The organism is Nocardioides sp. P5_E3 (assembly GCF_054049275.1).
On sequence record NZ_JBFUMR010000020.1, the window covers coordinates 1 to 18494 of the forward strand.

20 protein-coding genes are annotated in these 18494 nt (G+C 72.4%); 6 read left to right on the forward strand and 14 right to left on the reverse strand.

The window, feature by feature from the left end; all coding sequences use genetic code 11:
• The 4 genes from ACXJKB_RS13625 to ACXJKB_RS13640 all read right to left on the reverse strand — a co-directional run.
• Window positions 1-2289: hypothetical protein (locus tag ACXJKB_RS13625; RefSeq protein ID WP_457189193.1), on the reverse strand; the 2289-nt coding region annotated here is incomplete at its 3' end.
• Between the two features lie 14 nt (window positions 2290-2303).
• Entirely contained in the window at window positions 2304-3404 is a 1101-nt protein-coding gene (locus ACXJKB_RS13630) for a threonine aldolase family protein (RefSeq protein WP_457189195.1), read from the reverse strand.
• Between the two features lie 18 nt (window positions 3405-3422).
• Entirely contained in the window at window positions 3423-3626 is a 204-nt protein-coding gene (locus tag ACXJKB_RS13635) for a hypothetical protein (RefSeq protein WP_191196112.1), read from the reverse strand.
• A 33-nt stretch (window positions 3627-3659) separates the two neighbouring features.
• The gene (locus ACXJKB_RS13640; protein ID WP_457189197.1) at window positions 3660-4184 is read right to left on the reverse strand and encodes a 2'-5' RNA ligase family protein; all 525 of its coding nucleotides are present in this window, start codon (window positions 4182-4184) and stop codon (window positions 3660-3662) included.
• Window positions 4185-4238: 54 nt separating this feature from the next.
• Here ACXJKB_RS13640 and cobT point away from each other — a divergent pair, with 54 nt between their 5' ends.
• From cobT to cobU, 3 genes are read left to right on the forward strand one after another with little or no spacing between them, the layout of a single operon-like run.
• Entirely contained in the window at window positions 4239-5279 is a 1041-nt protein-coding gene (gene cobT / locus ACXJKB_RS13645) for a nicotinate-nucleotide--dimethylbenzimidazole phosphoribosyltransferase (RefSeq protein ID WP_457189199.1), read from the forward strand.
• Window positions 5276-6040 (forward strand): adenosylcobinamide-GDP ribazoletransferase, encoded by a 765-nt coding sequence (locus ACXJKB_RS13650; protein ID WP_457189201.1) that lies wholly within the window; start codon window positions 5276-5278, stop codon window positions 6038-6040. Before cobT ends, ACXJKB_RS13650 begins: the two co-directional genes overlap by 4 nt.
• A 26-nt stretch (window positions 6041-6066) precedes the next feature.
• Window positions 6067-6594, forward strand: a complete 528-nt coding sequence (gene cobU / locus ACXJKB_RS13655; RefSeq protein ID WP_457189203.1) for a bifunctional adenosylcobinamide kinase/adenosylcobinamide-phosphate guanylyltransferase — start codon at window positions 6067-6069, stop codon at window positions 6592-6594.
• Between the two features lie 6 nt (window positions 6595-6600).
• Here the strand turns inward: cobU and ACXJKB_RS13660 are convergent, their stop codons facing one another.
• The 3 genes from ACXJKB_RS13660 to ACXJKB_RS13670 are packed head-to-tail and all read right to left on the reverse strand — an operon-like array spanning window position 6601 to window position 9695.
• The gene (locus ACXJKB_RS13660; protein ID WP_457189205.1) at window positions 6601-7575 is read right to left on the reverse strand and encodes a hypothetical protein; all 975 of its coding nucleotides are present in this window, start codon (window positions 7573-7575) and stop codon (window positions 6601-6603) included.
• Between the two features lie 2 nt (window positions 7576-7577).
• Window positions 7578-9311, reverse strand: coding sequence for a helicase (locus ACXJKB_RS13665; RefSeq protein ID WP_457189206.1), 1734 nt, complete (start codon window positions 9309-9311; stop codon window positions 7578-7580).
• Between the two features lie 24 nt (window positions 9312-9335).
• Window positions 9336-9695: a hypothetical protein gene (locus ACXJKB_RS13670; protein WP_457189208.1), complete on the reverse strand. Its 360-nt coding sequence runs from the start codon at window positions 9693-9695 to the stop codon at window positions 9336-9338.
• A 170-nt stretch (window positions 9696-9865) separates the two neighbouring features.
• On the opposite strand from ACXJKB_RS13670, the gene ACXJKB_RS13675 reads away from it, so the two are divergent.
• On the forward strand, window positions 9866-11401 hold the full coding sequence (locus ACXJKB_RS13675; protein ID WP_457189210.1) for an MFS transporter: 1536 nt from the start codon (window positions 9866-9868) through the stop codon (window positions 11399-11401).
• Window positions 11402-11450: 49 nt separating this feature from the next.
• On the opposite strand, the gene ACXJKB_RS13680 is transcribed toward ACXJKB_RS13675, so the two are convergent.
• The 4 genes from ACXJKB_RS13680 to ACXJKB_RS13695 form a co-directional block, all read right to left on the reverse strand.
• Window positions 11451-11816: a PH domain-containing protein gene (locus tag ACXJKB_RS13680; protein ID WP_457189212.1), complete on the reverse strand. Its 366-nt coding sequence runs from the start codon at window positions 11814-11816 to the stop codon at window positions 11451-11453.
• Window positions 11817-11926: 110 nt separating this feature from the next.
• Complete coding sequence (locus ACXJKB_RS13685; protein ID WP_457189214.1) at window positions 11927-12184, reverse strand: hypothetical protein; 258 nt, start codon at window positions 12182-12184, stop codon at window positions 11927-11929.
• Window positions 12185-12349: 165 nt separating this feature from the next.
• Window positions 12350-13174 (reverse strand): class I SAM-dependent methyltransferase, encoded by an 825-nt coding sequence (locus tag ACXJKB_RS13690; RefSeq protein WP_457189216.1) that lies wholly within the window; start codon window positions 13172-13174, stop codon window positions 12350-12352.
• Window positions 13167-13547 carry a DUF2252 family protein gene (locus ACXJKB_RS13695; protein WP_457189218.1) on the reverse strand — a complete coding sequence of 127 codons (381 nt, stop codon included), beginning with the start codon at window positions 13545-13547 and terminating at the stop codon, window positions 13167-13169. The genes ACXJKB_RS13690 and ACXJKB_RS13695 overlap by 8 nt, the downstream gene beginning before the upstream one ends.
• A gap of 404 nt (window positions 13548-13951) precedes the next feature.
• On the opposite strand from ACXJKB_RS13695, the gene ACXJKB_RS13700 reads away from it, so the two are divergent.
• On the forward strand, window positions 13952-14872 hold the full coding sequence (locus tag ACXJKB_RS13700; RefSeq protein ID WP_457189220.1) for a hypothetical protein: 921 nt from the start codon (window positions 13952-13954) through the stop codon (window positions 14870-14872).
• Between the two features lie 77 nt (window positions 14873-14949).
• Here ACXJKB_RS13700 and ACXJKB_RS13705 read toward each other — a convergent pair whose 3' ends face one another.
• The 3 genes from ACXJKB_RS13705 to ACXJKB_RS13715 all read right to left on the reverse strand — a co-directional run bounded on the left by ACXJKB_RS13705 (window position 14950) and on the right by ACXJKB_RS13715 (window position 17447).
• Complete coding sequence (locus ACXJKB_RS13705) at window positions 14950-15102, reverse strand: hypothetical protein (protein WP_457189222.1); 153 nt, start codon at window positions 15100-15102, stop codon at window positions 14950-14952.
• 177 nt (window positions 15103-15279) lie between these two features.
• Window positions 15280-15924: an SDR family oxidoreductase gene (locus tag ACXJKB_RS13710; protein WP_457189224.1), complete on the reverse strand. Its 645-nt coding sequence runs from the start codon at window positions 15922-15924 to the stop codon at window positions 15280-15282.
• Window positions 15921-17447: an MFS transporter gene (locus tag ACXJKB_RS13715; RefSeq protein WP_457189226.1), complete on the reverse strand. Its 1527-nt coding sequence runs from the start codon at window positions 17445-17447 to the stop codon at window positions 15921-15923. The genes ACXJKB_RS13710 and ACXJKB_RS13715 overlap by 4 nt, the downstream gene beginning before the upstream one ends.
• Window positions 17448-17548: 101 nt before the next feature.
• Here ACXJKB_RS13715 and ACXJKB_RS13720 point away from each other — a divergent pair, with 101 nt between their 5' ends.
• The gene (locus ACXJKB_RS13720; protein ID WP_457189228.1) at window positions 17549-18484 is read left to right on the forward strand and encodes a helix-turn-helix transcriptional regulator; all 936 of its coding nucleotides are present in this window, start codon (window positions 17549-17551) and stop codon (window positions 18482-18484) included.
• Window positions 18485-18494 lie beyond the last annotated feature (10 nt).

The following is an 18494-nucleotide window of genomic DNA, read 5'->3' on the forward strand; positions in this document are numbered from 1 at the left end:
CCCGTGGGAGCCACCGCCCCCGCCGGACCCGTGGGAGCCACCGCCCCCGCCGGAGGCGCCACCGAAACCGCCCCCGCCGGAGCTGCGCCGGCTGGCGGCCGCCGCCCGGCGCGCAGCCTCTCGTCGCTGCTCGGCGTCGCGGCGGTCCTGGCGGGCCCGGGCGCCTGCCCGGTTGGCGGCATCCTTGGCGTTCTCGGCTCCGGACGTGATCGCGGCAAGCGACCCTGTCTCGGTCTCCGCGCGTGCGAGCAGCGCCGCGGCCTCCTCGAGAAGGTCGCTGGCGGCGCGCGAGACGTCGCTGTGCCGCACCTCGCCCCGGGCGGCGACGATGGCCGACGCGGCGTCCTCGAGCGCTCGCTGCGACGCCTCGTGGTCGGCGATCGCCCGGTCCACCTCGGCCCGGGCCCGCACCAGCCCGGCCTCGACGTCGGCCAGCTCCTCGTCGAGGCGGAGGTATGGCGGGCGGGGCGTCGTCAGGTCGTCGTCGACGGAGACCGCGCCGGCCCGCAGGGTCGAGACATCAGGTACCACGGCGAGGAACGTCATCGCCGCCGGGTGGGTGGTCACCTGACCCTGGACGGCATCGGCCTCGACGACGGCGCGCTGCACCCGCAGCGGCAGGTCGACCGACAGCGCGCGGAGCTGCTCGACCCGCTGCGCCGGCAGTGCCGCGTCGGCCGCGATCGCGTCGGCCGACTGCTGGGCCGCGGTCAGCTCCTCGCGGGCCTGCGCGAACTGCTGGTCGGACATCGACGTGTGGGCCTCCACCGTGCGGATCGTCCCGTCGAGGGCCTTCCGCGCTGCCGCCGCGCGGTCCACGGCGACGCGTACCCCGTCCACGCAGCTGGGGTCCTGGTCGCCCTCGAGCACCTCGGTGGTGACGTACGCGTCGGCGATCGCCCGGTCGAGCTCGGCGGTGCGCGTCCTCAGCGCGGCGGTGTCGTGCTCCAGCGCGGCCCGGAACGCCGCGAGGCCGGTGAGCCACGACTCGTGGGCGGCGAGGTCGATGTCGGCGCGCTCGGCCGCCGCTCCGGCGTCTCCGAAGCGCTGCTCGGCGACCAGCGCCTCGACCTGCCGGGCCGCCTCCTCGGCGGCCTGCGGGGCGGCGTCGTTGTCGGTGGTGCGGTAGCCCTCGCCCTGCCGGTCGGCGATCAGCCCGGACACGACGGTCGCCCGGGCGCGCAGCGCGGCCACCCGGGCAGGCAGCTCGGCGCGCAACGTGTCGTAGGCGGAGAGCCGCACCTCGACCGCGGCCATCGCGGCCTGCGCCTCCCGCAGGCCACCGGTCGCCGCGTCGACGTCGTGGGTCGCGCGGAGCGCCTCGTCGGTGTCGGTGTCGGCGATGGCGATGTCGGTGTGCAGCTCGGAGAGCCTCAGGTAGGTCCCGGTGGCGGCATCCCGGACCGCGACCGCCTGTGCGTGCTCGGTACGGATCTCGTCGGCGACCGAGTCGCTGACGCGCGGCAACGCGGCGACGCGGGCGTCGATCAGCTCGTTGCTCTCGTCGAGCTCGAACCACGCCTGCGCCATCGCGCTCGTCGCCGTCCCGAGGGCGGCCCGGGCGGCCGCGCGTGCCTTGAGGCGGCGTCGTACGCGTGTGGCGCCCCACCCGGCACCACCGACCGCGGCGAGGCCGACCGGCACCCCGAGAGCCCAGCCCGGGACGTCCGCGCCGCCGCTCGATCCCGTGTCGTCGGGGTCGTCGGGGAAGGGGTCGTAGCCGTCGGGCAGCCTGCCCGGGCGGGCACCCGAGTCGTTGTCGGACCTCTGCGAGGCGTACGCGTCGGCGTAGCCGCCGAGGCCGGCGAGCATGCCGTCCGTCCACGCGCCGTTGCCGAACGCCGGTCCCATCCCGTCTAGCTCGACGTCGTCGCGAGCCGCGTCGAAGCGGCCGAAGGCCCGGCCGTCGTAGTGGCTGCCGAGCTCGCGCCCGTCGACCGACACCCCGAGGACGAGCAGCGACTGCCGGCCGCCGCCCGTGAAGCCCCACCCGTTGCACTGCCGGCGGGCCGCGAGGAGTGCGTCGTAGAGGTCGCCGGCGCCAGGGGTGTCACGCCAGGCGATGACCTTGACCGTCACCCGCCCGTCGTCGAAGGCCCCGCGCGCGGCACGGGCCACGACCCGGTCGTCGAGGACGTCGGCGTCGTCGAAGACGACACCGCGGTCGCACAGGTCGCCTGCCGCAGCGGCCGGCGAGGCCAGCCCCCACGAGGCTCCTCCGGCGAGGACGGCCACCACTGCTGCGTGCTGCATCCCGCGTCGTACGCGTCCGCCCACCGTCACTGCCACTCCCCCGTGCTCCGCTAGGTGCCGGGTGGACTCTCCCCGACGGCCGCCGCCATCAAACCAGCCACCTCGGCCGGGTCGTGGCGGATCGCCGGTTCGTAGCAGGTCAGCTCGGTCTCGACCCAGCCCGGAACGTCGGCGTCGCGCCACAGTCCGCACGCGACGACGCCCCGCTCCTCGACGAAGGCGACGACGCGCTCGTTGACCTCGTCGGCCGTGCCGGGGGCGTAGGCCAGGAAGGTGCCGATGTGCGGCTCGTCAGGGAACGTCCGGAACCCCTGCTCGCGCAGGGCCGCCGCGAGCTCGACGGCCCACGCGCGGTAGTCGCCGAAACGGCCGAGGTGCTCCCGCAGGCCGATCAGCCCGCCCACCGCCGGCGCGGTCAGCGAGAAGAGCGTGCCGCCCATGCGCTGTCGCCACGAGCGCAGCTCCCCGGCGAGGTCGTCCGGGCAGACCACGAGCGCGCCGCTGGAGCCGCCGAGTCCCTTGTAGAGCGAGACGTAGACCGAGTCGAACAGTGCGGCGACCTCGGCCAGGCTGCGGTCCCAGTAGGACACCGACTCCCAGATCCGCGCCCCGTCGGCGTGCAGGCGTACGCCACGCTCGCGGGCGGCCTCGGACAGCGCGACCAGGTCGTCCCACGACGGCAGCAGGCAGCCGGCGTCGCGCAGCGGCAGCTCGACCATCGCCGCGCCCAGCCGACCGCCGACCGCGGCGAGGTCGTCGGCCGTGGCGGTGCGCCGGCCCGTGGTGAGCCACTCGAGCTCGAGACCCAGCACCCGCCGCGGGCCGTCCTGCTCGTGGTGCACGAGGTGCGACAGGTCGGGCAGCGCGACGCGGCGCGAGCCGGCCCGGTCGCACCAGGCCCGCAGGGTCGCCTGCTGGGCCATCACGCCGCTGGGGAACATCACCGCGGCGGGCTTGCCGAGCAGCTCGGCGACCTCGACCTCGAGCTGGGCGACCGCGCCGCGCTCGCCGTAGCGGTCCCAGGCGAGGTCGTTGGCCTCGGCGTGGTCGGCGAGCTCGCGGAGCATCGCCGCGGGCGTCGACGGCGGGCGGTGGAAGATCCAGTCGGCCGATGCCGACGCCGCCCGGAAGCGGTCTTGGAGGTCGCTCATGCCGGCGTCAGGCGGCCGTCAGGCGTGGCGCTTGAACCAGTAGGTCGTCTCCACGCCGGGGATGACCTGCACCAGCTCCCAGCCGTTGACGCCGAGGGTGGAGAGGAGGTCCTCCCACGACTCGGTGCCCTCCACGAGCGCCTCGGGGTCGGCGTTGTAGCCGCCGACCTCCACGTTGCCCTGGTCGTCGACAGTGATCTCGAGGTGTGCCCAGGAAGCCATGCCGTGATCCTGCCATGCCGGTCCGCACGCCGGTCAACGACCGAGCGCCCACTCCGCCACCACGTGGCAGCGGTCGGTCTCCCACCACGCGAGCTGCAGCCGGTCGAGCACCACGTCGACGGGTACGACGTCCGCGAGCAGCGCCGCGGTCGAGGGGAGGTCGACGTCGTCGGACGCCGCGTCGACGGTGAGGTGGGGCTGCACGTCGGCGCCGAACTCACCGCCGTACGGCGGCCACCCGGGGAAGGCGGCCACCAGCCGCGCGGTCAGGTCGCGCAGCGCGTCGTCGGGGTCGGGGACGAGGTGGATGATCCCGTTGGGGAACTGGCCCAGGCGCTCGAGGCGCACCCGGACCGGCGGGGTCGCGCTCGCGATCCCGGCGACGGTCTCGAGGTCGGTCGTGCTCGGGGTCGGGGCGAAGGGTCCGAGGGCCGTGATGTGCGCGTGGCCGAAGCGCGGGTCGGCCGAGACGAACCCGACGTCGTAGTGCGCGGTCCGCTCCCGCACCCATCCCTCCAGCGGCGGCACCGGGAGCTGCAGGACGGAGTGGCCGGTCACGCGGGCAAGACTGGCAGGCGACGCCGGCGGAGCCGTCACTAGGCTGCTGCCGCCATGAACGAGTCGTCCCGCGTCGCCCCGCCCTCCCCCGAGACCGCCGCCCTCGCCCGCGAGCGCCTCACCGGTCTGGCCACCCCGCCGGGGGCACTCGGCCGGGTCGGCGAGCTCGGCGTCTGGCTGTCGGCGGCCCAGGGCGTGGTGCCCCCGCGTCGGCTCACCGACGTACGCCTCGTGGTGCTGGCCGGCGACCACGGCGTCGCCGCGCACGGGGTGTCGGCCTATCCCGCCGCGATCACCGAGGCCATGGTGCGCACGCTCGTCGCGGGCCGTGCGGGCGTCAGCGCGCTGGCGCGCGAGCACGGTGTCGCCGTCATCGTGCTGGACGTGGCCGTCGACGCCGACCTCGACGACCTCCCGGCCGAGGTCACCGCCCGCAAGGTCCGGCGCGGCTCCGGCGCCATCCACCTGACCGACGCGCTGACCCGCGAGGAGGCCGAGCGGTCGATCGCCCTCGGTGCCGAGCTGGCCGGGGAGCTCGTCGACGACGGCGCTCAGCTGCTGATGACCGGCGACCTCGGCATCGGCAACACCACCGTCGCCGCCGCGCTCGTCGCCGCGACCCTCGGCCTGCCGGCCGACGAGGTGACCGGTCGCGGCACCGGCATCGACGACGACGGCTGGACCCGCAAGCGGGACGTCGTCGTGCAGGCCCTCGCGCGGGCCGAGGGCCGCACCTCCGATCCGATCGAGCTCCTCGCCGCCCTGGGCAGCGCCGACCTCGCGGCCACCGTCGGGTTCCTGGTCGAGGCCTCCACCCGCGGGGTGCCGGTCCTGCTCGACGGCCTCATGTCGGTCGCCTGCGCGGTCGTGGCCGAGGCCCACGCGCCGGGAGCGGCCGCCTGGTGGCTGGCCGGCCACCGCTCCACCGAGCCCGCCCAGGCCCACGCGCTGAAGTCCCTCGGCCTCGAGCCGCTCCTCGACCTCGGGATGCGCCTGGGCGAGGGCTCGGGCGCCGTCACGGCGCTGCCGCTGCTGCGCTCCGGGGTCGCGGTGCTGCGTGACGTGGCGCTGCTCTCGGAGATCCTGCCTTCGTGACCCTCCGCGACGCGTGGCTGCTCGCCACCGGCACGCTCACCGCCGTCCGCGTCCCGCCGCCGAGCCGGGTCGACCGTGGGGTCGCCGGCCTCGCGATGGTCCTCGCGCCTCTGGCGGTGATCCCCCTCGGGCTGGCCGCAGCGGCGGTGGTCATGGTGGCCGGCTGGGTCGGGCTCCCGGCGCTCGCGACGGCGTACGTCGTGCTGCTGGTGCTCGCGCTCGGCACCCGCGCCTTCCACTGGGACGGCCTGGCCGACACCGCCGACGGCCTGACCGCGTCGTACTCCCCCGCGCGCTCGCTCGAGGTGATGCGCACCGGCCCCGTCGGGCCGGCGGGCGTCGTCGCGGTGGTGCTCGTCGCGGGGCTGCAGGCGTCCGGGCTGACGGCCGTGGTGCGACACGACCACGGCTGGTGGGTGGTCGGGGTCCTGGTCTGTGCGTCCCGGGCCGCGCTGACGCTCGCCTGCGTGCGCGGCGTGCCCGCCGCCCGCGCCGACGGGCTCGGCGTCACCCACGTGGGGTCGGTGCCGGTCGTGGCCGCTGCCGCGTCGCTGGTGGTGGTCGCCGTCGTCGTGGGGCTGGCCGGCCACGGCCTGGGGTCGGCGTGGTCCACGGTGTTCGGGGTGGTGGCCATGGTGGCCGTCGTGCTCGCCCTGCTGCTGCGGTGCGTACGACGACTCGGCGGGATCACGGGCGACGTGCTGGGCGCGGCGGTGGAGGTCTCGTTCGCCGTGCTGGTGCTGGCGGCAGCCACCGCCTGACCGCCGGTTCTGACAGGATGCGCGCCATGCGGATCCTGGTCACCGGCGGAGTGCGGTCGGGCAAGTCCACCCACGCCGAGGACCTCATCGGCGGCGCCCCCGCGACGTACGTCGCCACCGGCACGCCGCCGGACCGCGAGCAGGACCCCGACTGGGCGGCCCGGATCGACGCCCACCGCGACCGCCGGCCCGCCGCCTGGGGCACGCTCGAGACGCAGGACCTCGCGGGCGTGATCGCAGGGGCCGGCGACCCGCTGCTCGTCGACTGCCTCGGCACCTGGCTCACCGCGATCATCGACGCGGACGACGCCTGGGAGCACGACTCCGACGCCGTCCACGCCCTCGTCCTCGCCCGCACCGACGAGGTGGTCGAGGCGCTGGACCGCTGCGAGCACGACGTCGTGCTCGTCACCAACGAGGTCGGCCTCGGCGTCGTGCCCGAGCACCGCTCCGGCCGGCTGTTCCGTGACCTGCTCGGTCTCGTCAACCAGCGCGTCGCCGCCGCCTGCGACGAGGTGCACCTCGTCGTCGCCGGCCGGGTCCTGCGCCTCTGACCGGCGTCAGGGGTTGCAGGCCGGCGCTGCCCACGACCCGAGGTCGGAGGTGTCGAAGCGGGCCAGCATGGGCGTCAGCGGCCGCCCCTTCTCCTGGTAGAGCCGCGACCCCGACTCGCTGACCACCCACAGCTGGTCGGGCGCGGTGAGCGCCATCCCCTCCGCGCCGGGCACGAACGACCGGCTCTTCCCGTCCGGACCGACGAGCACGCCGCACGTCGTGTTGGACCGCGCGAACCACAGCCCCGGCCCCACTCCCCCGAGCTCGGCCCAGATCGCCCCCTGGGTGTCCGACGGCACCTTCACCTCACCGACCGCGTCCGCCTGGCTGAGCTCGTACGACGACGAGTCGAGCAGCCGATCTGTGTCGAACCACCAGAGCCGGGCCGGGTTCTCCGCCCGGAACCTCCCCAGCCCGAGCTCACCGTCCTCGCCCCACACCGCGAACGAACCGCGCACCGGCTCCGCCAATGCCCAGCCCCGCTCCACTTCGAGGGTGTCGGGGTCGAGCAGCCACAGCCGCTGCGTCTCGGCGAGCCACACGCCGTGCTCGTCGGCGACGACGCCTCCGCCGTGCCGGCACTCGGTCGGCTGCCGTGGCCCGACCCGACCGCGCACCGGGTAGCGGGACTCGACGATCTCTCCGGACCTCAGGTCCACCGACTGCATCGTGCAGAGGCGCTGACCGCCCACCTGGGTCCCGTCGAAGCTCGCGACGTACGCCGTCCCGTCCTTCACCGTCATCCCCTGCGGCACCAGCCACTCGCTCGCGTCCGGCACCCACCGACCTGCGCACAACGCATGGTCGTTCGGGAAGCGGGCGAGCTCGTCCGGCCCGTACGTCGGCTGCTCGCCGCGGACGTCGGCGGACGACACCGGCCCGCAGCCGGGCCGGTCGCCGTCCGGTCCCGGACCCGACGACGTCGCTGTGCAGCCGACCGAGACGCCGAGCACCGCGAGCAGGGCGGCGACCAGCCGCACGCTCAGGCGCCGTCCTCGGTCAGGCTCGCCACCGGCAGCCAGTCGGCTCCGAGGAGCTGGGCGAGGTCGGCGAGGCCGGTGGTGTCGCTGCCCACCGTGTCGGAAGCCGCGGCGATCCGCTCCACCATCACCTTGCCGACCTGCTCCTCGACGGTCCGTTCGGCATAGGCGATGTGCCACGGCGAGACCTGGTGGTCACGGTGGGTGCGGCCGGTCACCTGCCTTCCGGCGATGCCCGAGAAGCGGGCCTGGTGGAAGACACCGACCCGAGGCTCCGTGCTCGCTCTGCGGCCGTCGGCAAGCGTCTCCCCGGCGTGCAGGCTGATCGAGGCGACCGTGGTGAAGACGCAGACCTTCGCCTGCCCGGTCTGGAACCGCAGCCGCTCGGCCTCCGGGTCGAACCGGTCGCGGCCGTAGATCGATGCGACCTCGATGCCGGAGTCGCGCAGGCGGTCGGCGATCGGGTCGGCGGCGGTGGCGACGAACTCGACCGAGCAGGCCACCTGTCGCTCGGCCTCGACCTGCTGGGCGATCCACGCGACCGTCGAGTCCACGCGGATGAGCCCGGCCTTCTGCCGGAACCGCAGGAGCGCGGCCCGACCCTTCGCCACGTTGCGACCGCGCCGGGCGATGTCCATCTCGCGGCAGAACTCACCCCACTCGGCCTCGTACGCCGACCGCTCCGCCGGCGTGAGCGTCACGGGCATGCCGGAGATCGGCACCGGCCCCCACGGCGCGGCGCGGTGCAGCATGGCCGGTGGCCGCTCCTCGTCGAGCCAGCCCCGCACGAGCTTGAGGTCCGCCGCGCGCCGCGCCGGGTCGGTGGTCCACGTCGCGCCGTAGCGTCCCCGTTCGACCCCGACACCGTGGCGCTCGAGCGCGGTGGCGAACGTGTCCCCTGCTTGCGTCGCCGAGGTCCACTCCCGCATCGACTCGCCCAGCACCTGCGCGTACGCCGGAGCGAGGTACGGCAGCTCGAGCGGGGTGTGTCCGGGCGTCGCGGTGGTCGCGATGACGAACGGCGCCTTGTCGTGCGGCTTCCCGTGACCGGAGATCCGCGCCCACAGCTTCCACCGCTTCGTCGTCGTACGACGCAGGGCGTGCGCCTCGTCCGCGATGATCACGTCCCAGGTGTGGTCCTTGACCTTCTCGAGCCGGTCCCACGTGATCACGACCCACTCCAGGCCGCCGTCCCCCAGGGCCGTGATCGTGCGGCACCAGTGGCCGATCGTGATCGCGGCGGGCCGGTCGGCCACGACGAGCACCCGTCGCGCGCCGCGGAGGTCTCCCACCGCCGTCGCCCCGAGGACCGCGGAGATCGTCTTGCCCACGCCGGGCTCGTCGGCGAGCAGGAACTGCCGTCCTCCCGCTTCGGCGCGCGCCGCGATCGCATCGGCCGCCTCGAACTGGATCCGCCGGGGCTCGAGGTCGTCGGTCGGCTCAGGGCCGGGTGTCGGATCGTCCGGGTTGAGGGTGTTCTCGATGAACCGACCGAGCGTGTAGGGGCCGGGAGCGTACGGGGCGAGGCGCGCGGGCAGGACGCGCCCGACGTACAGGTGGGTCTTGACGGCAGGGTGCCAGCTGGCGCCGTCGACCTGCGTCCCGTACGGGACGTCGAGCACCCACAGCCGCTCGCCCGGCCCGGCGACCGGCAACGGCCGCTGCTGCTTGCGCGTGCCGCTCCTGCGCGGGGACGCGCTGCGTCGACGAGCGCTGGATCGTCGGGAGCTGGCCACCCCCGGACGTTATCGGGGCATCCGCTACGAACTGGGGCGGCTCGCGTGGTGGGCGCGATATGGCTGGTACAGCCGCCCGAGGAACCTCTCGAGCTCGGACGCGAGCTCCTCGTCCAGCGACGGGAACGAGAAGGTCGCCTTCCCCGTGCGTCGGGCCCGGAGGTCCTCGGAGGAGGCCTCGAGCGTCTCCGGCCACGTGTCCACGGCGATCGCGTACAGGCTGACCTTCCGCGCGCTCCGCTTCACTGCTGCGAAGTAGTCGTGAGCGCCGGATCCCGGCCAGCGCAGCGACGGCATGCCGTAGATGGTCGCGTCCTCGAGCTCGTCCCGGTACGGATCGAGGAGCGCCCAGATCCGCGCTTCGACGGCGTCGAGGTCCACCATCAGGCAAGTGTAGGAGTCCGGCGCGGGCCAACATCGTCGATTTGTGGCTTGACCGGGGCTTCGGGTCAGGCCTTCCATGAAAGTTGGGTCGGGTCACCAACGGCAGTGTGGCCACTCATCAGGGCCAGCCGGCACCCGACCAACGCGGATCGATCGTGAGATGAGGTGTCGTGAGCGAACCCCCTGCCCGCCCTGGCAACAACCCGTCGGAGCATGACGGCCCGGACCCGGGTCGCTGGTGGGCGCTGGCCGTCCTGGCGGCCGCCCAGCTCATGATCATCCTGGACGCCTCGATCGTGAACATCGCCCTCCCGTCGGCGCAGGCGGACCTCGACATCAGCAACGCGGACCGGCAGTGGATGGTCACGGCGTACACCTTGGCCTTCGGCGCCCTGCTCCTGCTGGGTGGCCGGATCGCCGACTACACGGGCCGCAAGCGCACCTTCATCATCGGCCTCCTCGGGTTCGCCGGTGCGTCCGCGCTGGGCGGGCTCGCACCCAACCAGGAGCTGCTGTTCGCCGCGCGCGCCCTCCAAGGAGCCTTCGCAGCATTGATGGCGCCGGCCGCCCTGTCCATCGTGACGGTCACGTTCACGGAGCCGAAGGAGCGGGCCAAGGCGTTCGGGGTGTTCGGGGCGCTCGCTGGCGGCGGGGCCGCGATCGGCCTGATCGTCGGCGGCGTGCTCACGGAGTACGCCTCCTGGCGCTGGTGCCTCGGCGTCAACGTGCCCGTGGCCCTGATCGTCGCTGCCGCGGCCGTCCCCCTGGTCCGCGAGAGCAAGGCTCACGGCGACACCAGGTACGACGTGCCGGGCGTCCTGTTGGCGACCCTCGGCTTGTTCTCCCTCGTCTACGGCTTCACCGAGGCCGCCCGGGTCAAGAACCCCGACGACCCCAATTCGACCGAGGTGCAGGGCTGGGCCGATCCGAGCACGGTGACCTTCCTGATCGCCGCGGTGGTCCTGCTGGTCGGGTTCGTGTTGTGGGAGCAACGGGCCCGCAACCCGTTGCTGCCGCTGCGCGTCGTCCTGGACCGCAACCGCGGCGGGTCGTTCCTGGTGTTCCTGCTGGTGGGCGCCGGGCTCTTCGCCATGTTCCTGTTCCTCACCTACTACTTCCAGGTCAACCTCGGCTACACACCGCTCGAGGCCGGCTTCGCCTTCCTGCCGTTCAGCCTCGGCATCATCCTGGCCGCGGGCGTGGTGGCCCAGCTGCTCCCCCGACTCGGCCCGCGGGCGTTGATGGTTCCGGGACTCGCCATGGCAGTCGTCGGGATGCTGCTCCTGACCCGGATCGACCAGGACTCGTCGTACTGGGCGCTGGTCTTCCCGGCGATGGTGATCATGTCGGTGGGCCTGGCCGGCGTGTTCATCCCAGCAGCCAGTACGTCACTCGTCGGTGTCGGCAGCCACGACGCGGGCGTCGCCTCCGCCGTGCTCAACACCTCGCAGCAGATCGGCGGCTCGCTCGGCACCGCGCTCCTGAACACGATCTTCGCCGGGGCGGTGACGGCGTACTTCACCGACAACCCGCCGGCCAGCCCCGAGCAGGGGCAGCAGACCCTGCCCCTCGCGTTCATCCACGGCTACCACGTGGCCTTCTACTGGGGCGCCGCCTTCTTCGCAGTCGCCATGATCGTGTCGGTCGTCTTCATCAACGCCCACAAGGAGGACATCCCCTCCGACGCGGCCGCCGTTGCCGACTGACCGAGGCGCTGTCTGCGGGCGGCTGAGCGTCGGTTGCCGCCCAACCCGCTCAGAGGACGTGGTCGCCGATGATCTGTCCAAGGATCTTGATGTCCACGGAGCCCGCGAACTCGAGCCTGACCTTCCCGAGTCCGCTGAACCACATCTCGAGCTCACAGTCCCGGTCGAACCTCCCGGCGGTCTCGACTGACCATGCCTGGATCTTGGAGTAGGGCAGCGACGAGTAGTCCATCTTCTTGCCAGTGAGGCCCTGGACGTTGACCGCAATGATGCGCTTGCTCGTGAAGTGCACGGAGTCACGTGCGCCCTTGAAGCTGCGATACACCTCTTCGCCCTGGACGAGCATGTTCATCACGTCCTCTCCGGCCTGTGACGGGCTGAGCTTGACGATGGTGCCGTTCGCGAAGTCGATCATCGGTTCCGTCTCGGGTCGTGGGCTAGAAGGGCGGTCCAGGTCAGCCTAGGTCTGGAATGAAGGCTGAGTCCTCGGATCCGGCCGCATTGCCGAGCGGCAAGGGACCTCGCTCAGTCCCGGGAGTCGCGTCGCTCCTGAAGGCGTGCACGGGCCTCGGGCAGGTAGCTCAGGCACGGGGCCTCGGAGTCGGGGTGCCTGGACGTGAGGTGGAGGATCCATCGATCCATCGCGGCCATGTAGCCGTTGTCCTCGCCCGGCCGGCGTGTGCTCCAGGCGCGGGTGCCACTCCCGGGGCGCGGGACCTCGCACTGGGTGCACGAGATCTTGTAGGCGAAGGAGTCGTCGGGGCTCACGTCGATGCGGACCACGGCCAGCTCTCCGGCCTCGGCAGTGGCCTTCCTCTGTCGGGCGGAACGGCTGGCGGGCACAGCGACCTCAGTTCGTGCTCGGGGATGGCCGTCCCAGCCTAGGCACCGGTCGCAGCGCAGCGACGGCGCCCTGGACCAGCAGACCTCCCACGGCGGCGGGCAGAGTCACTCCGCCGGCGCGGGACCCGGGCGGCGCCCCCACGCGCTGATGAGCACGCTCGAACCGACGATGGTGTCGGGGTCGGCCAGGACCGCGAGGAACCGATCAATGTCGTGGGATGCGACGCCCTCGGCGACCAGCCCGTCCCGCACCTGGCGGGCGTTGGCCGCCTGGACGGTCGCCCAGCCGGTGCCGCCCTGGTCGACGCACACGTGACCGCTGGCCCCCGTGCCCGCCAACCCGTGACCCCGCAGGGCGCGCAGGGCGTTGGCCGCGAAGTCGTTCGTACCGCCCCGGGTTCCCAGGAGTCGGTTGAAGGCCTGTGCCATGTCGACGATGAGCTCGTGGTTCGGGCCGGCCCGATCGATGGTTCGTACCTCGCCGGTGTCGAAGTCCTCGATCAGCAGCACGCCACCGGGCGCCAGCTCATCCACCAGGCGAGCGAGCACGACGAGTCGCTCGGGTATGTGCTGCAGCACCAGCCGCTCGTGGATGACGTCCCATGGGCCGGCCGGGATGGGTTGCCGCACGAGGTCCAGGTCGCGCACCTCGAGCTGTTCGCGGCCTTCGCGTCGGCACCAACGGGGATCGAGGTCGACTGCCAGGACCCGTCCCGTGGATCCCACCTGGTCCGCCATCCAGCGGGCAATCGAGCCGCTACCGGCGCCCACCTCCAGGCAGCGTGATCCCGGGGCCAGCCCGAGTCGCGTCAGGTGGCCGCGTGTGACGGGATCGAACACCGCCTCGAGCCCCGCGAAGCGTTCAGCCGTCTCGAGCTCGGCGTTCGTCAGGAGGTACGGCGTTCCGTCATCACCCACTGGCTCACCCATCGTGAACGGCGTCGAGGCGCCCGATGCGGACCGCGTCGGCGAACGCCTGGAAGTCCTGCTCGTTCTGGTCGGCGTAGCTGCGTGAGAAGTCCGCAACGGCGGAGTCGAAGTCGTCGCCCTTTCCGAGGTACGACGAGATGGCGATCGGGTCTCCCGACCGAGCATGGCCGCGGGCCAGGGTCCATCCGCACTGCCGCGCGTACACGGTCAGCACCGGCGGGAGCATGGACTCGACACTCGCTGAGGCCTTCTCTGGGCGGTCCGCCGGCGGCGACCACACCGCGTGGCTGGACCGGGGTGCCGCCTCGCGTGCCCCCTTGCCCCGCGCCCTGTGGCCCTCGACGCCGAGCCGCTCCCCGATCCCTGATCTCATGTCATCCACCTCTTCCGGGGCCTAGGCGACGACAAGGGACAGTACGGACGCGACACAGCCCTGGCTTCACCTCCCGAGGAGGAGTCCGTTGGCGGGCAGTCGATCGGGCGGCCGACCGGAGGGAGAAGAGCCGGCGAGCGCGACCGCGGCTGTCCGCGCGTCGCTTCGGCCGGGACCTCCGTCGTAGCGGAGGGCCATGGAGGTTGCGCTGTGTCGTATCGGTTGACGGGCTTTGGCGGCGGGTGGACTCGGGTTCGAGGGACCCATTGACCGCGCAGCCGTCCGCGTCATCTGTCTGCTCCCCCGCTGCGCTGCTGGTCTGGTGTGGGCTGGTCGGGGCGCAAGCAGCGGAGGACACTGAGACGCGGGTGCGACCCGCGCATCTCGTGGCCGGGAGGGACACGATGACGGAGTACGAAGGATCAACGGAGGTAGTCGTCAACTTCGACTCGGAGACCGATGTCGACAAGCAGGAGTCGATCAAACAATCCATCGAGGCGCTGCGCGACCGCGCCCATCAACTGAACTCCGTTCGACGCGCTACAGACATGGCGGTAGCCCGGGCAACTGCGCGGCCAGCTGAGCGGAGGACGGTTGAGATCGTGGCCGACGAGGCCCTGATCAAGGAGGCCAACGACGCTCTGGTGCTCGAACAGACGACCTTCTTGGACGCGATGACGCTCGACGTCACACGACCGTCGAACGGACAGGTACCGAACCTCGGGGGCGTGTTCGCCAACGCCGCGAGCGGGGGCGTCGAGGTGTTCGCCATCCCGTTCCACTACGACTGGCGGTGGGCCGTGGGATCTGTGGTCCTCGACAACACGCCGGATCGCCCAACGGGCCGGATCCGGGCAAGCGCATGGGGGCGGCGCCGGTGTGACGCGCACGCCGGATTCGGAGTCACGGTGCACTCTGACCGGGACCACTGGATGACCGCACGCTCTCTGCGGAGGTCCTCGGAGTCGTGCCGCGTCAAGTCTGGTGCCACGGGAGCCGTGGCGCTGTCCGAGGGCGGCACCGAGATGACGGTGATGGAGGGCTCGACCCTTCTGCAGGTCGGCCAGGACAAGCGCTTCCGGGTTCGGAAGAATCCGGGCTTCTGGTCCGACCCGGAAGAAGGCAGCTATGACAGCGGAGGCTTCGGTGTCGGCAACCCCATCGAGCTGACGTGGTTCGGTCTCGCCGGCCACAACTATCAGGTCAACGCGGGTGCGTGGGCCTTCGCTGAGTGGACATCCGGACCTCACGCCAGCGGGGACATCTCAAGCGCCTCGGGCGGCATCGTCGCGGACGTGTTGGCCATCACCGTGTTCCACCAATGACGTGCAGAACTGAACCGAGGGCCAGTCCGCCATATGACGTCACCGCTGTCGGGTCTGGGTGTGTCCGGTAACAGTCGCTAGCGGGACAGCACGATGATGCGGCTGGCGCCGAGCTTGTGTGCGGCCAGTACGGCGGAGAGGCCGACGGCGTCGGTCGGGTCCTGGATGATCGGGTCGGGGCGTTCGCCGAGCTCGATGTGCTTCTCGCCTCGGAAGATGGGTGCCTTCATGGGGGTAGGCCCGGCTGGGCCCGAATTGGGGTCGGTCGGGTGTGCGGGTGTGTCGAGGGGCCGCTCAGGGCCTCTCAGAACTGCTGGAAGCGGCGCAGGTCGGCGCGAACCCGGTCGGGTTCGCGGTCCAACGCCAGGCTGGTCCGGTCGCGGGCTGCGTCGAGGGAGCCGGGCTCGTCAGCGCTGGCGCTGGCGAAGGCCGTGTTCCAGTCGATGACCGGCGGGCCGTCGGTGGAGAACACCTCGACGGGTCCGGCCGAGGGCGGCCGGTTCGTGCACAGCGTGGGCCAGGGTCTGGGCGACGTGCTCGCGGCGCACCGGCCCGTACTCGGTCGCATCGCCTTGGCGCAGGTCGACGCGGGTCTCGGTGCCGGTGCCGGCGTCGAACCAGCCGGGCCGCACGATGGTGTACGACAGGCCGCTCACGCGGAGCAGTCGTTCGCCGCGGCGCTTCCAGTCGAGGAGCTCGCGGGACCCGCCGCCGGTGCCGGTGACGCCGATGGAGCTCATCAGCGCCACCCGCACGTCCCGGCCCTGGACCGCGTCGAGGACGGCGGGAACGGCGCCGTAGTCCACGGCCTCGTAGTTTCCCGACCCGTACGGGGCGCCGTGGGTCATCACGACGCCGTCGACGCCGTCGACAGCCGCGAGCAGGGTCGCCGGGTCGGTGAGGTCACCGCGCACGACCTCGACACCGTCGCTGCTGCGGGCCCGGTCGGGCTTGCGGGTCAGAACGCGAGGGGTGTCACCGAGCTCGAGCAGCTGGGTGGCGACGAGGCGGCCGATGCTGCCGGTGCCGCCGACGAGGAGGACGTTGCTCATCGGGTCACCTCCGCGTCGGTCGTGGCGGCCTGGGCGGAGCTCCGGGCGTTCCGGTCGTTCCGGTCGTTCTGGGCGGTCTGGCGTCGCTGTGCTGGGGTGATGACGGTGAGGACGACGACCAGGCACAGCGAGAGGAGTCCGGTGCCCCACGTCAGGGCGGTGGACACGCGAGCGGTCAGGTCGGCTGCGTCGGCGGACACGGCGACGAGGATGGCCAGGCCGGTGGCCATGCCGAGCTGGTGGGCGGTGTTGACCAGTCCGCTGGCCGCGCCGGCCTGCTCGGCGCGGACGCCGATGATGCCGAAGGTCGTCAGGGGCGCGAACGCGAGGCCTTGGCCGGCACCGATGAGCACCATGGGAAGTGCGATGCCGCTCAGGTAGGTGCTGGCGGCGTCCACCTGGGCGAGCCAGCCCATGCCCGCGAGGGTCAGCGCGACCCCGGCGACGAGGGTGGCTGCCTCACCGAAGCGGCGCGCAATCTTCGGCAGCACGGTCGCGACGGCGAAGTTGACGACCGTCATCGGCAGGAACCCGAGGCCGGCCTGGAAGGGCGTGAAGCCGAGCACGCCCTGCATGAGCTGGGTGGTGAAGAAGAAGAACCCCATCATTGCGCCCAGGTACAGGAACCGGGCGGCGTAGGCGCCTGAGCGACGCCGGTCGGCGAACAGGCTCAGCGGCATGATGGGCTGCTCGGCGCGACTCTCGTGGCGCACCAGCACTACCAGGCTGACGGCCGCGACGACCAAGGACGTGATGACGACCGGGTCGGCCGAGCCGCGGTCGGCGGACTCGATGATGCCGAACACGAGTGCGCCGACGCCGAGGGTGGCCGTGAACGTGCCGAGCAGGTCGAACCGGCCCGGCTGCGGGCGGCTGGTGGGCAGGTACTTCGGGGCCAGGACGGCCATCGCGATGCCGATGGGGACGTTGATGAAGAACCCGGCGCGCCACGAGATCCACTGGGCTGCCGCGCCCCCGACGAGCATGCCGAGGCTGGCGCCGATGCCGGCGGTGGCGGCATACCAGGCGACCGCACGGGAACGCTGCTCACCTTCAGGGAAGCTCGCTGTGAGCAGCGACAGCGCGGACGGGGCCACGACGGCGGCTCCGGCACCTTGGAGGGCACGGGCTGCGATGAGCCACCAGCCGGTCGGGGCGACGCCGATGAGGAACGACGCAACCACGAACACCGCAAGCCCGCCGACGAACACCCGACGACGCCCCAGCAGGTCGCCGAGGCGGGCGCCGAGGAGCAGCAGACCGCCGAAGACGAGGGTGTACGCGTCCTGGACCCACGACAGTCCCGTCGTGCCCAGGTCGAGTGCTGCCGCGATCGAGGGCAGCCCGGTGAAGATGACGGAGTTGTCGAGCAGGATGAGGAAGTAGCTGACCAGGATGATGGCCAGGATGGCGCGCGGGTGCGCCGGCCCGGCCGGAGTCTGGGTCTGGGTCTGCGGCGAGACGCGTGGCGAGCTGATGACGGTGCCTCCAGTGGTGGTGGAGCGGGTGGATGTCGTGGTCACATCCACCAGAGAACTCCGGCCAGCGGGTGCGTAACAGGCCCTGACGAGAGGGGTACCCGCAGGGTCTCCCACGACGCGTGAAGCGCCGTACCGTGGAACGCATGGCAGCAGACGACCAGCGCCGCGACGGCGGGCGCACCGACCTGCGGGAGTTCCTGACCACCCGCCGGGCCAAGATCACCCCCGAGCAGGCCGGCCTCCCCGTCTACGGTGCCAACCGCAGGGTCACCGGCCTGCGCCGCGAAGAGGTCGCGCTGCTCGCCGGCATCAGCGTCGAGTACTACACCCGCCTCGAACGCGGCGCCGTCGGCAGCGTCTCCGACAGCGTCCTCGACGGTCTCGTCCACGCACTCCAGCTCGACGAAGCCGAGCGTGACCACCTCTACCGCCTCGTGCGCACCGCCTCCACCCCGGCGAGCCGTTCCCCTCGCCGCACGCCCGGGAAGAAGCGGGTGCGGCCGGCCATCCAGCGCATCCTCGACCAGATGCCGATGCCGGCCTACCTGCGAAACGGACGCTTCGACGTCATGGCCGCCAACGACCTCGGCCGCGCGCTGTACAGCCCGCTCTACGACCATGCCGCCGCTCACACGCCCGGAGAGGTACCGAACAGCGCTCGCTTCTGTTTCCTCGACCCCGCCGCCTCGGAGTTCTTCCTCGACTACGACAAGGTGGCCAACGACTGCGTCGCGTTCCTTCGCGTCGAAGCCGGTCGCGACCCGTACGACAAGGACCTCACGGCCCTCATCGGCGAGCTGTCCACGCGCAGCGAGGACTTCCGCCGCCGCTGGGCCGCCCACGACGTCCGCTACCACCGCACCGGCCGCAAGCGGTTCCACCACCCCCTCATCGGCGACGTCGAGCTCGACTACGAAGCCTTCGAGCTCGCCGCCGACCCCGGGCAGCGCATCAACGTCTACACAGCCGCACCCGACACCGGCTCCGAGGAAGCACTGAGCCTCCTCGCCAGCTGGAGCGCTACCGACCGCTTGGACGCGGCCAGCGCCTCGACCGCACGCAGCGACACGAAGACCTGAGTCGGCAGGC